At 59.7% G+C, this 12,338-nt stretch carries 10 protein-coding genes; 3 read left to right on the top strand and 7 right to left on the bottom strand.

Annotated elements, in window-relative coordinates; genetic code table 11:
* Positions 1-31 precede the first annotated feature (31 nt).
* The 6 genes from ACVWZ0_RS00150 to priA form a co-directional block, all read right to left on the bottom strand.
* The gene (locus ACVWZ0_RS00150) at positions 32-961 is read right to left on the bottom strand and encodes a 1,4-dihydroxy-2-naphthoate polyprenyltransferase (RefSeq protein ID WP_253457096.1); all 930 of its coding nucleotides are present in this window, start codon (positions 959-961) and stop codon (positions 32-34) included.
* Positions 962-1,133: 172 nt separating this feature from the next.
* Positions 1,134-2,465: an HslU--HslV peptidase ATPase subunit gene (gene hslU, locus ACVWZ0_RS00145; RefSeq protein ID WP_125290572.1), complete on the bottom strand. Its 1,332-nt coding sequence runs from the start codon at positions 2,463-2,465 to the stop codon at positions 1,134-1,136.
* Positions 2,466-2,476: 11 nt separating this feature from the next.
* On the bottom strand, positions 2,477-3,007 hold the full coding sequence (gene hslV / locus ACVWZ0_RS00140) for an ATP-dependent protease subunit HslV (protein ID WP_012439891.1): 531 nt from the start codon (positions 3,005-3,007) through the stop codon (positions 2,477-2,479).
* Between the two features lie 90 nt (positions 3,008-3,097).
* Positions 3,098-4,072: a cell division protein FtsN gene (gene ftsN / locus ACVWZ0_RS00135; protein ID WP_253457099.1), complete on the bottom strand. Its 975-nt coding sequence runs from the start codon at positions 4,070-4,072 to the stop codon at positions 3,098-3,100.
* A gap of 159 nt (positions 4,073-4,231) precedes the next feature.
* On the bottom strand, positions 4,232-5,269 hold the full coding sequence (cytR, locus tag ACVWZ0_RS00130) for a DNA-binding transcriptional regulator CytR (protein WP_253457102.1): 1,038 nt from the start codon (positions 5,267-5,269) through the stop codon (positions 4,232-4,234).
* A 198-nt stretch (positions 5,270-5,467) separates the two neighbouring features.
* Positions 5,468-7,666, bottom strand: coding sequence for a primosomal protein N' (priA, locus tag ACVWZ0_RS00125; protein ID WP_253457105.1), 2,199 nt, complete (start codon positions 7,664-7,666; stop codon positions 5,468-5,470).
* Positions 7,667-7,881: 215 nt separating this feature from the next.
* On the opposite strand from priA, the gene rpmE reads away from it, so the two are divergent.
* Positions 7,882-8,094, top strand: coding sequence for a 50S ribosomal protein L31 (gene rpmE, locus ACVWZ0_RS00120; protein WP_024966154.1), 213 nt, complete (start codon positions 7,882-7,884; stop codon positions 8,092-8,094).
* Positions 8,095-8,178: 84 nt separating this feature from the next.
* Here the strand turns inward: rpmE and metJ are convergent, their stop codons facing one another.
* Positions 8,179-8,496, bottom strand: a complete 318-nt coding sequence (gene metJ, locus ACVWZ0_RS00115) for a met regulon transcriptional regulator MetJ (RefSeq protein ID WP_125290568.1) — start codon at positions 8,494-8,496, stop codon at positions 8,179-8,181.
* Between the two features lie 244 nt (positions 8,497-8,740).
* Here metJ and metB point away from each other — a divergent pair, with 244 nt between their 5' ends.
* Both metB and ACVWZ0_RS00105 read left to right on the top strand, forming a co-directional pair.
* Entirely contained in the window at positions 8,741-9,901 is a 1,161-nt protein-coding gene (gene metB, locus ACVWZ0_RS00110; RefSeq protein WP_253457108.1) for a cystathionine gamma-synthase, read from the top strand.
* A gap of 2 nt (positions 9,902-9,903) precedes the next feature.
* Positions 9,904-12,333 (top strand): bifunctional aspartate kinase/homoserine dehydrogenase II, encoded by a 2,430-nt coding sequence (locus tag ACVWZ0_RS00105; protein ID WP_253457111.1) that lies wholly within the window; start codon positions 9,904-9,906, stop codon positions 12,331-12,333.
* Positions 12,334-12,338: the final 5 nt, after the last annotated feature.

Here is a 12,338-nt window from a genome sequence, read left to right as displayed (position 1 = left end):
TAAAAATTGCGGCAGGTCAGGGACATCGCGATTAGTTCATCGCCAGACCAATGGCGAAAAGCAGATTAACCAGCAGCGTCGCTTTTACCGTTTTCTCCAGCACGGGCCGCATAGCGGCGGCGGCGGTATGTTTGATAACAAAGCGTGCCTGGCCGAACAACAGCGGCGCGCTGAGCAAAAACAGCCAGCCCGACGCGTCCAGCATCGCCAGTTTGGCATACAGGCCAAAGCAAAACAGCGCGCCGGAAAGCAGCATGGCATGGTAATAGCGCGCGTTACAGGCGCCGAGCCGTACGGCCAGGGTGAATTTACCGTTCCGCCGATCGCTGTCGATATCGCGCATGTTATTGACGTTGAGCACGGCGACCGCCAGCAGGCCGCAGCCGGTCGCGGGCAGAAAAGCCAACAGATGCAGGCCGTGCGTTTGCAGATAAAAGCTGCCCACCACGCCCAGCCAGCCAAAGAAAACCAGCACGGAAAGATCGCCCAGCCCAAGATAGCCGTAAGGTTTTTTCCCTACCGTATAGGCGATGGCGGCGACGATGGCCAGCGCGCCCAGCGCCAGAAAGCCCAGCATATCGCCGGGGCTCTGACAGGCGCGCACCACCAGCGTTACGCCTGCGATCAGCGTCAGCGCGACCGTCAGCGTCAGCGCAAAGCGCATCTGCTTCAGGCCGATCAGCCCTTTCTGCATGCCGCGTAGCGGGCCGAGGCGATCGGGCTTGTCGCTGCCTTTTACCGCATCGCCATAGTCGTTGGCCAGATTGGACAAAATTTGCAGCAGCGCCGTGGTCAGCAGCGTCAGCAGCGCGACGGCCGGATCGAAATGTCCCTCACGCCAGGCCAGCGCCGAGCCGGTAATCACTGACGCGCAGGCTAAAGGCAGCGTACGTAAGCGCAAGCTTTCCAGCCATGCGCGGAAAGAGGTAAAAGCCGGAACTGCAGAGATATTGTCGCTCATCAGGCTGGGCCTTTGCTGAAAGAGGATGAATGCCGGAAAGCGACCAGTTTACTGGCTGTCTGCACGCGGAGAATTAATCCACGTCAGGAATTGGGCGGGAAAGCAGAGGCGGTGGACAAAGAAAAACCCCGCGCGTAAGCGACGGGGTTTAAAAAGGCGCGAGCGTGGAAGATTACAGAATAAAGCGGCTGAGATCTTCGTCCGCTACCAGCTCGTCCAGATGTTTACCAACGTAATCGGCATCGATGGTGATCGACTCGCCGTTGCGGTCGCTGGCGTCGTAGGAAATCTCTTCCATCAGGCGCTCCAGCACGGTATGCAGACGACGCGCGCCGATGTTCTCAGCGGTTTCGTTCACCTGCCAGGCTGCGGCAGCGATGCGGCTGATGCCGTCTTCCGTAAAGTGGATATCCACGCCTTCGGTCTTCATCAGCGCCTTGTACTGCACGGTGACGGACGCGCTTGGCTCGGTCAGGATGCGCTCAAAGTCGTGCGTGGTCAGCGCCTGTAGCTCAACGCGGATCGGCAGACGACCCTGCAGTTCCGGGATCAGATCGGAAGGGCTGGCGACCTGGAACGCGCCGGAAGCGATAAACAGAATGTGGTCGGTTTTCACCATACCGTGCTTGGTGGAAACGGTGCAGCCTTCCACCAGCGGCAGCAGGTCGCGCTGTACGCCTTCGCGGGAAACGTCCGGGCCGGAGCTTTCGCCACGCTTACAGACCTTGTCGATTTCGTCGATAAACACGATGCCGTGCTGCTCGACCGCGTCGATCGCTTCCTGCTTTAACTCTTCCGGATTGACCAGTTTGGCGGCTTCTTCCTCGATCAGCAGCTTCATCGCTTCTTTGATCGGCAGCTTACGCGGCTTCTGCTTCTGGCCGCCGATGTTCTGGAACATCGACTGCAGCTGGCTGGTCATCTCTTCCATACCCGGAGGCGCCATGATCTCGACACCCATTGGCGCGGCGGCCAGATCGATTTCGATCTCTTTATCGTCCAGCTGGCCTTCGCGCAGCTTTTTGCGGAAAGACTGGCGGGCAGCAGACGGCTCGGCAGCGGCTTCCGGCTGGCCCCAGTTGTTTTTCGCCGGTGGGATCAGCACGTCGAGAATGCGTTCTTCGGCCATCTCTTCGGCGCGATAGCGGTTTTTCTCAATCGCCTGCGAGCGCACCATTTTGATCGCGGAATCGGTCAGATCGCGGATGATAGAATCCACTTCTTTACCTACATAGCCCACTTCGGTGAACTTAGTCGCTTCCACCTTAATAAAAGGCGCATTCGCCAGCTTGGCTAGGCGACGGGCGATTTCGGTTTTACCTACGCCGGTCGGGCCAATCATCAGAATATTTTTAGGCGTCACTTCGTGGCGCAGCTCTTCGTCGAGCTGCATACGGCGCCAGCGGTTGCGCAGGGCGATGGCAACAGCGCGCTTGGCGCCGTCCTGGCCGATAATAAATCTGTCCAGTTCGCTGACGATTTCGCGCGGGGTCATTTCAGACATAATCAGGGTCCTTACGCTTTAGACGATAATTCTTCGATAGTAAGATTGTGGTTGGTATAGATGCAGATATCGCCTGCAATACCCAGCGCTTTTTCCACGATGTCGCGCGCGCCAATGTCGGTGTTTTCCAGCAGCGCACGAGCGGCAGCCTGTGCGTACGGGCCGCCAGAACCGATGGCGATCAGATCGTTTTCCGGCTGGATCACGTCGCCGTTGCCGGTGATGATCAGCGAGGCGTTTTCGTCAGCTACGGCCAGCAGGGCTTCCAGCTTGCGCAGCATCCGATCGGTACGCCAGTCTTTGGCCAGTTCGACCGCCGCCTTCACCAGATGGCCCTGATGCATCTCCAGCTTGCGTTCGAACAGCTCAAACAGCGTAAAGGCATCTGCTGTGCCACCGGCAAAACCAGCAATGACCTTGTCATTATAAAGACGACGCACTTTTTTGACGTTGCCTTTCATTACGGTGTTGCCGAGCGTAGCCTGGCCATCACCGCCAATTACTACCTGGCCGTTGCGTCGTACACTTACAATTGTTGTCACGGGCAGACCCCTTGTTACAGTCGAAAGATCTCCCCGCAGGCCTACTGCGGGGCAATGATGCGATCAGATATGGGGGGAATCTGGAAGGTTTCAACCCCCCAAAGAGACAGGAATACAATTTGAATGGCCGTTGCCGCGCAGGCGTTTCAGCGTGCTGTCGGCGGCGGTGCGGCTGTTGTAAGGGCCGACGATCACGCGATTCCAGCCGCCGCCGCTGGTGATTTTGCTTTCAAAGCCTTCAAACGCCAGCGAGGCGCGTACGGATTCCGCCTGGTCGCTGCCTTTGAACGAGCCGCACTGCACCATCCAGCGCTGCGTCTTCTCTTTTTCGACTTCTTTTGGCTTCTCGGTTTTCGGCTGCGGCTGGCGGACAGGCTCCTGAGCTACCGTCGGCTGCTGGCTGTGCTGCGGCAGCATGTGCTGCTGCTGTGCCGGCTGCTGACGCGATGGCTGTACCTGCGGCTGCGTTTGAACCTGACGCGGCTGGAGCTGTGGCTGCGTCTGTACCTGACGAGAAGGCTGAGGTTCTGATGAATAGGCGTTCTGCGGCTGGCGCGACTGCTGTTGCAGCTGCGTCTGCTGCTGCTGGCGCTGTAGCGTTTGCTGGCGTTGGGCTGGCGTCTGCTCGTTCCACGGCACTTCGTTCAGCTGGGTAGGCTGCTGGCGCATATCGGCCTGCATCTGCTCCAGCAGCTGGCGCTGTTCGTCGGTCAGTTGCGTAGGCGAATGCACTTCACCGCCTGCCGAAGGCTCGACGGGCGTCGGCACGGTGATTTGACGGTTCTCCAGCTCTTTAATGTAGCGCCAGCGCTCTTCTGGCTTGGGCGGCAAACCGTTGCCGGCTGCTTTGTGATCCGGAATGACCGGCGCCTCTTCCTCTTTTTTATGATGGGCGATAAACCATAAGCCACCGACAAACGTCACCAGTACCGCGACGGCCAGACCTACCATGATCTTTGATACACCCGATCCGCTGCTGCGCTTTTTACTGCCGCCGCGGCCGTTGCTCTTTTTGCGACGCGTCCCTGTCGAACGCCCGCGGCCTACGTAATCTTTTTGTGCCACTATCGTTCCGCTAATAATCAATGAAGAGTAAGGTCGGGCCAGCGCGCTGGCCTGCAGCTCGCCATGTTACTCAAGGGCCGGAAGTTTGACCAGCAGGGATACGATTAAGAATCTGCTGAATCTCGGTTTTGTTGCCCAAAAGGAAAGATTTTGTTCGCGCTACGCTTTTTGCCGCAGCGCGGGCGCCGTGCTGCCGCGAATTTTTATTTCAAAATCCAGCAGCCGGGAACCGCTGTTTACCAGCTTGCCCTGTAGCTGTTCCAGCAGCAGATTCATCGCCTCGCGGCCGATGTTGAATCGCGGCTGGGCAATGGTAGTCAGCTGAGGATCGCTGTAGCGCGACAGTTCGATATCATCAAAACCAATCAGCGACAGATCTTTCGGCACGCGCAGCCCCATTATTTTCGCCTGCGCCATCGCGCCCAGCGCCATGATATCGCTGTGGCAGAACAGGGCGTCCGGCGGCTGCGGCAGCCGCATTAGCTGCTTCAGCGCGCGGCTGCCGGCGTCAAACGTGAAATCGCCGCGCACGATATAGCGCGGATCCAGCCTGATGCCGTTGCGTTGCAGCGCCTGAATATAGCCCTGCAGGCGATACTGACACAGCGGCATCTCCTGCGGCCCGGCGACGCAGGCGATACGCTCGTGGCCCAGCTTAAGCAGATGGTTCACCGCCTCGAACGCCGCCGTCAGGTTATCAATGTGCACGGTCGGCAGCGCCAGATCGGGCGCGAATTCATTGGCCATCACCATCGGCGGCAGGCTGCGCTGCTCTTCCGGCCCGGTTTCAAAAGGCACCTGCGACCCCAGCAGCACCATGCCGTCAATCTGTCGGGTCATCACCAGATTCAGGAAAGCGCTCTCCTGACGGTTTTGGTGCGCGCAGTCGCCAATCAGCACCAGATAGCCTTCTTCGGCCGCCACCGATTCCACGCCGCGAATAATTTCGCTGAAAAAGGGGTCGCAAATGTCGGGCACTATCACCAGGATTGTGCGGGACTCGCTGCGTCGCGGATGGCGCACCATGGCATGAGGCGAATAGCCAACGGCAATCACCGCCTCGTCGACTTTTTGGCGCGTGGCGGCAGAAACCTTTTCCGGACTCATCAGGGCGCGGGAAACGGTCGCCGTCGATACGCCCGCTTTTTCCGCCACGTCTTTCATCGTGGCGCCCACGGTTTCTGGCTTGTGCTCCAACGCTGTTCTCCTCATACCGGCCGGTTGACTGCCCGGCGTCGGCCGGAAATAAAAGGCTTTTTGTCAGCGTTATAGCCGACCCTCACCGTGAAATTAACCAATGCTAATCAATTGCGTTACTTAATTTGCATAAAAATAGTGACTTGTGCGACTTTTTTCGAGCCGGCTCGCAGCAAGAAGACGATATCGTCTGGCATTTCAGCTTTCGGTGGGATCCACATCCAGCGTCCATTTCACCTTGCGCGACTGCGGCAGCGTGCCCATCAGCGGCAGCGTAGCCTTAATCAGCCGCTGCAGCAGCGCGCGGGAAGGATGCTGGAGCAGCAGCTGCCAGCGGTAGCGCCCGCCTCGTTTAGGCTGAAGCGCCGGCACCGGGCCCATAACCCAGAACGCTTCATCCTTAAGCGGGCTGGCTTCCAGCAGATTGCGCAGCTGCTGTAAAAAGAGCGCGGACTGCTGGTTATCGTGATCCTCCGAGCGGAACAGCGCGTGGCTGGTGAACGGCGGCAGAAACACGGTTTTCCTTTCGACCAGCGCCTGCTGCGCAAAAGCGTCGTAGCCCTGATGCAGCAGCGTTTGCAGAAGGGGATGTTCAGGATGATGGGTTTGCAGCATCACTTCGCCCTGTTTCCCGGCACGTCCGGCACGTCCGGCCACCTGGGTATAAAGCTGGGCGAAGCGCTCGGCGGAGCGGAAGTCGGCGGAAAACAGCGCGCCGTCGACATCCAGCAGCGAAACCAGCGTCACGTCAGGAAAGTGGTGGCCTTTTGCCAGCATCTGCGTGCCCACCAGGATCCTGGCGCCGCCACGATGAACGTCGGCCAGATGTTGTTCAAGCGCGCCCTTGCGGCTGGTGGTGTCGCGGTCGATGCGGGACAGCGGCACGCCGGGAAACAGCTCGCCCAGGTTTTGCTCCAGCTGTTCGGTGCCCAGGCCGACCGGCACCAGATGCGTCGAGCCGCACTGCGGGCACTGGTGCGGAATAGGGCGCTGGCTGTCGCAGTGGTGGCAGCGCAGCTGGCGGTGGTGCTGATGCAGCGTGTAGTAGCGGTCGCAGCGCTGGCATTCGGCTATCCAGCCGCACTCGTGGCAGAGCATGGCCGGAGAAAAACCGCGCCGGTTTAAAAACAGCAGCACCTGATTATCCGCCTGCAGGTGCTGCCCTATCTTTTTGATCAGCATCGGCGACAGGCCGCCCTGAAGCTTCACGCCTTTCAGGTCGATCAGCTGCTGCGTCGCCTGACGCGCGTTGCCCGCACGCTTGCTGAGGTTCAGCTGACGATATTTGCCCATCTGCACGTTGTGCAGCGTCTCCAGCGCGGGCGTGGCGGTTCCCATTACAATCGGGATATCTTCCTGACGGGCGCGAAAAACAGCCAGATCGCGCGCCTGATAGCGCCAGCCTTCCTGCTGCTTGTAGGAGCTGTCGTGCTCTTCATCGATAATAATCACGCCCAGCTGCGCAAAAGGCGTGAACAGCGCCGAGCGGGTGCCGATAACGATGGCCGTTTCACCCTGACGGGCGCGCAGCCATACCGCCAGCCGCTCGCTGTCGTTCAGCGCGGAGTGCAGCACGTCTACCGGCGCGTCAAAGCGCTCGCGGAAGCGGGCGATGGTTTGTGGCGTCAGGCCGATTTCCGGCACCAGCACCAGCGCCTGCTTGCCGCTGGCCAGCACGTTCTCCAGCACGCTCAGGTAGACTTCGGTTTTGCCGGAGCCGGTGATGCCGGCCAGCAGCCAGGCAGCGAAATGGTCGTCTTCGGCCCGGATAGCGCCGACCGCCGTGGCCTGTTCGGTGTTCAGCCGCAGCCGTTCGCCTTTGACGGCGTAATGCGTTCGCCAGTCCTGCGGCGCGCGCTGCTGCGTCTGGAGATCGCATAATCCTTTGGCGCGCAGGGCCTGAAGCGTCGCATCGGTAATGTCGTGCTGGCCGATTTCATGGCGATAGAGATTACGCTGGCGCAGCGCCGCCAGCGCCTGCTGCTGTTTCGGCGCGCGCTTCAGGCTTTCCGGGGCGGTTTCCCGACCGGTTTCCGTGATAAACCACTGCCAGAGCGGCGCTTCCCGCGCGGGTTTCCCCTGGCGCAGCAGCACGGGCATGGCGTGAAACAGCACTTCGCCCAGCGGATAGTGATAATAGTCCGCCGCCCACAGCAGAATGCGCCACAGCGAAGCGGGATACAGCGACTCGTCGTCCAGCACTTCATAAACGGGCTTCAGCTGATCGAGGGGAAAGTCGCTGGTATCCGCAAGCCCCACCACCACGCCGACCGCTTTGCGCTTGCCAAACGGCACGCTGACGCGCGCGCCCGGCACCGCCGCAGGCAGATGCGCAGGCAGCAGATAGTCAAAGTTGCGGGCAAGCGGAACGGGCAGAGCGACCTGAACGACGGGCATGAATTTATCCGGATGAAATTATGAGCGGGATAGTGTACACTGTGTCTTCCTGAATGTGCGGATTCGATTGCAGCGAGCGGTTATTTTCTGTATAGTTCGCCGCCGTTGATACGGCATTTTGGTATCAAATCACCTGAATTATTAATCTTCGTGTGGTGCCGGTGCAGGGTTTTCCTGGCACGGGAGAGCGACACGGCCTTAACTGAGGTTTTCCCATGAAAAAAGGTATTCACCCAAATTACGCTGAAGTTACTGCTAAATGTTCTTGCGGTAACGAAATCAAAACCCGCTCAACCGTGGGTCACGACCTGAACCTGGACGTGTGCGGCAAATGCCACCCGTTCTACACCGGCAAGCAGCGTGACGTTGCCAGCGGTGGTCGTGTTGACCGCTTCAACAAGCGTTTCAGCATCCCAGGCAGCAAATAAGTCGCCTGCACGAAGCGGATACCGTTTCGGATGCAATAAAAAACCCAGCTTCGGCTGGGTTTTTTTATATCTGCGAAAAAGCGCTCAATATTCCCAGGTATCGGGATCGACGCCCATTTCCCGCATGATCGCTTTGGCGGCTTCCGGGATTTCGTCGCTGCGCTCTTTACGCAGATCGACATCATCCGGCAGAGGCTGGCCGGTAAAAGCGTGCAGAAACGCTTCACACAGCAGCTCGCTATTGGTGGCGTGACGCAGGTTGTTAACCTGACGACGGGTACGCTCGTCGGTCAGAATTTTTAAAACTTTTAACGGGATGGATACCGTAATTTTTTTTACCTGCTCGCTCTTTTTACCGTGCTCAGCGTAAGGGCTGATATATTCGCCATTCCATTCAGCCATGGGTTACCTTAGTCATCATTAATATTTACTGTGCCGAAATTCAGCTAATTATGCCCGAAGTTGGGCGACGCCACACCGTATTGCGCCCACTTTTTCCAGGGAGCAAAAAGGTAATATTACCGGTTATTGACAGATTGCTCAATCTATACGCAAAGACATTTAGAAGTCCAGATGTATTGACGTCTATCTGTTCCCTGTTATGCTGATGGCTCTTCTTTCTTTCTCCTGCAGGAATTTATGCACCATGACGCGTAAACAGGCAACCATCGCGGTACGCAGCGGCTTGAATGATGACGAACAGTATGGCTGCGTTGTCCCGCCAATCCACCTCTCCAGCACCTATAACTTTACCGATTTCAACGAGCCTCGGGCGCATGACTACTCACGTCGCGGTAACCCTACCCGCGATGTTGTCCAGCGCGCGCTGGCCGAGCTGGAAGGCGGCGCCGGTGCGGTGATGACCAATACCGGCATGTCGGCGATCCACCTGGTTTGTACCGTCTTCCTGAAGCCGGGCGATCTGCTGGTGGCGCCGCACGACTGCTATGGCGGCAGCTATCGCCTGTTTGACAGCCTGAGCAAGCGCGGCGCGTATCGCGTGAAGTTTGTCGATCAGGGCAACGAAGCGGCGCTGCACGCCGCGCTGGCGGAAAAACCGAAGCTGGTGCTGGTAGAAAGCCCGAGCAATCCGCTGCTGCGCGTGGTGGATATTGAGGCTATCTGTAAGGCGGCGGCAGAAGCGGGCGCGGTTAGCGTGGTGGATAACACCTTCCTTAGCCCGGCGTTGCAAAACCCGCTGGAGCTGGGCGCCGATCTGGTGATCCATTCCTGCACGAAATACCTTAACGGCCACTCCGACGTGGTGGCGGGCGCGGTAATTGCCAAAGATCCCGAGCGGGTGAAAGAGCTGGCCTGGTGGGCGAATAATATCGGTGTAACCGGCGCGGCTTTCGACAGCTATTTACTGCTGCGCGGCCTGCGCACGCTGGCGCCACGTATGGCGGCCGCACAGCGCAACGCGCTCGCCATCGTGGATTATCTGAAACAGCAGCCGCTGGTTAAAAAGTTGTATCATCCTTCACTGCCGGAAAACGCGGGCCATCAGATTGCCGCCCGCCAGCAGAAAGGCTTCGGCGCGATGCTCAGCTTTGAGCTGAACGGCGACGAGCAGACGCTGCGTCGTTTCCTGAAGGCGCTGGAACTGTTCACGCTGGCCGAATCGCTGGGCGGCGTGGAAAGCCTGATCTCCCATACCGCTACCATGACCCATGCGGGCATGTCGGCAGAGGCGCGCGCGGCGGCAGGTATTTCGGAAACGCTGCTGCGGGTTTCCGTAGGGATTGAAGATCACGAAGATTTAATTGCCGATCTGGATAATGCATTCCGGATAGCGGCTAAGAGGTAAGCATGAGTCATTCAGCAGTGGCAGCAGGCGCGCGTCAGCTGCATAAATTCGGGGGCAGCAGCCTTGCCGACGCCAAATGTTACCTGCGGGTAGCGGGGATCATGGCGGAATACAGCCGTCCCGGCGACGTGATGGTGGTGTCCGCCGCAGGCAGCACCACCAATCAGCTGATTAGCTGGCTGAAGCTGAGCCAGAGCGACCGCCTGTCGGCGCATCAGGTGCAGCAGGCGCTGCGACGCTACCAGAGTGAGTTAATCAGCAGCCTGCTTCCGGCACAGACGGCGGACGGGCTGATCGGCGAATTCATTCGCGATCTGGAAAAGCTGGCCGCTCTGCTGGATGGCAAAATAACCGAAGCCGCCTACGCGGAAGTGGTGGGACACGGTGAAATCTGGTCGGCACGGCTGATGGCGGCCGTGCTTCAGCAGCAGGATATGGCGGCGAGCTGGCTGGACGCGCGGGAATTTCTGCGCGCCGAGCGGGCCGCCCAGCCGCAGGTGGATGAAGGAAAATCCTGGCCGCTGCTGCAACAGCTGATTGCCCAGCATCCGGGCGAGCGGCTGGTGGTAACCGGCTTTATCAGCCGCAACGACGCGGGTGAAACCGTGCTGCTGGGCCGTAACGGCAGCGACTATTCCGCCACGCAGATCGGCGCGCTGGCCGGCGTGTCGCGCGTTACCATCTGGAGCGACGTAGCGGGCGTTTACAGTGCGGATCCGCGCAAGGTGAAAGACGCCTGCCTGCTGCCGCTGCTGCGGCTGGATGAGGCCAGCGAGCTGGCGCGCCTGGCCGCGCCGGTGCTGCATACCCGTACGCTACAGCCGGTTTCCGGCAGCGATATCGACCTGCAGCTGCGCTGTAGCTACCAGCCGGAACAGGGCTCGACCCGCATTGAGCGCGTGCTGGCTTCCGGCACGGGCGCGCGGATTGTCACCAGCCACGACGACGTCTGTCTGATTGAGTTCCAGGTGCCGCCGCAGCACGATTTCGCCACGGCGCAGAAAGAGATTGAACGACTGCTTCAGCGCGCGCAGCTGCGTCCGCTGGCGACCGGCGTTCATCCCGATCGCCACCTTTTACAGCTTTGTTATACCTCGGAAGTGGTGAACAGCGCGCTGACGCTGCTGCAGGACGCGGGCATTCCCGGACGCCTACAGCTGCGGGAAGACATGGCGCTGGTCGCGCTGGTGGGCGCAGGCGTCTGCCGCAATCCGCTGCACAGCCACCGTTTCTGGCAGCAGCTGAAGGATCAGCCGGTTGAATTTATCTGGCAGTCGGAAGAGGGCATCAGCCTGGTCGCCGTGCTGCGCGTCGGGCCGACTGAACATCTGATCCGCGGTCTGCACCAGTCGCTGTTCCGCGCGGAAAAACAGGTCGGCCTGATGCTGTTCGGCAAGGGCAATATCGGCTCCCGCTGGCTGGAACTTTTCGCGCGCGAGCAGGAAACGCTATCGGCGCGGACGGGATTTGAATATGTTTTAGCCGGCGTGGTCGACAGTCGTCGCAGCCTGCTGAACTACGAAGGGCTGGACGCCAGCCGCGCGCTGGCCTTCTTTGATGACGAGGCGGTGGAGCGGGACGAGGAGTCGCTGTTCCTGTGGATGCGCGCGCACCCGTTCGACGACCTGGTGGTGCTGGACGTGACCGCCAGCGAGCAGCTCGCCGATCAGTATCTGGATTTCGCCAGCCACGGTTTTCACGTGATTGGCGCGAACAAAGTGGCCGGGGCGTCAAGCAGCGACCGCTATCGTCAGATCCGTGACGCCTTCGCTAAAACCGGCCGCCACTGGCTTTACAACGCCACCGTCGGTGCCGGGCTGCCGGTTAACCACACCGTGCGCGATCTGCGTGAAAGCGGCGACAGCATTATCGCCATCAGCGGCATCTTCTCCGGCACGCTTTCCTGGCTCTTTTTGCAGTATGACGGCACCGTGCCGTTTACCGAGCTGGTGGATCAGGCATGGCAGCAGGGGCTGACCGAACCGGATCCGCGCGTCGATCTTTCCGGTCAGGACGTGATGCGCAAGCTGGTGATCCTGGCGCGCGAGGCGGGCTACGATATCGAACCGGATCAGGTACGCGTGGAGTCGCTGGTGCCGAAAAGCTGCGAAAGCGAGTCGGTCGATCACTTCTTTGAGAACGGCGAGGCGCTGAACGAGCAGATGCAGCAGCGCTTTGAGGCCGCACAGGAGATGGGGCTGGTGCTGCGTTACGTGGCCCGCTTTGACGCCAACGGCAAGGCGCGCGTCGGCGTCGAGGCGGTCAGGGACGATCATCCGCTGGCGGCGCTGCTGCCTTGCGATAACGTCTTTGCCATTGAAAGCCGTTGGTATCGCGATAATCCGCTGGTGATCCGCGGGCCGGGCGCAGGTCGCGACGTAACGGCAGGCGCAATCCAGTCCGACATCAACCGGCTGGCGCAGCTGCTGTAGTTTCT

The sequence above is a fragment of the Erwinia sp. TECH1 genome, assembly GCF_054057575.1.
The sequence above is the reverse complement of the archived record's forward strand: the minus strand, read 5'-3'. Positions and strand labels throughout refer to the sequence as shown.

Coding starts and splice junctions, on each gene's coding strand:
- ACVWZ0_RS00150 (WP_253457096.1), bottom strand. CDS start 961: ATGAGCGACAATATCTCTGCAGTTCCGGCTTTTACCTCTTTCCGCGCA.
- hslU (WP_125290572.1), bottom strand. CDS start 2,465: ATGTCTGAAATGACCCCGCGCGAAATCGTCAGCGAACTGGACAGATTT.
- priA (WP_253457105.1), bottom strand. CDS start 7,666: ATGCCCGTCGTTCAGGTCGCTCTGCCCGTTCCGCTTGCCCGCAACTTT.
- rpmE (WP_024966154.1), top strand. CDS start 7,882: ATGAAAAAAGGTATTCACCCAAATTACGCTGAAGTTACTGCTAAATGT.
- metJ (WP_125290568.1), bottom strand. CDS start 8,496: ATGGCTGAATGGAATGGCGAATATATCAGCCCTTACGCTGAGCACGGT.
- metB (WP_253457108.1), top strand. CDS start 8,741: ATGACGCGTAAACAGGCAACCATCGCGGTACGCAGCGGCTTGAATGAT.
- ACVWZ0_RS00105 (WP_253457111.1), top strand. CDS start 9,904: ATGAGTCATTCAGCAGTGGCAGCAGGCGCGCGTCAGCTGCATAAATTC.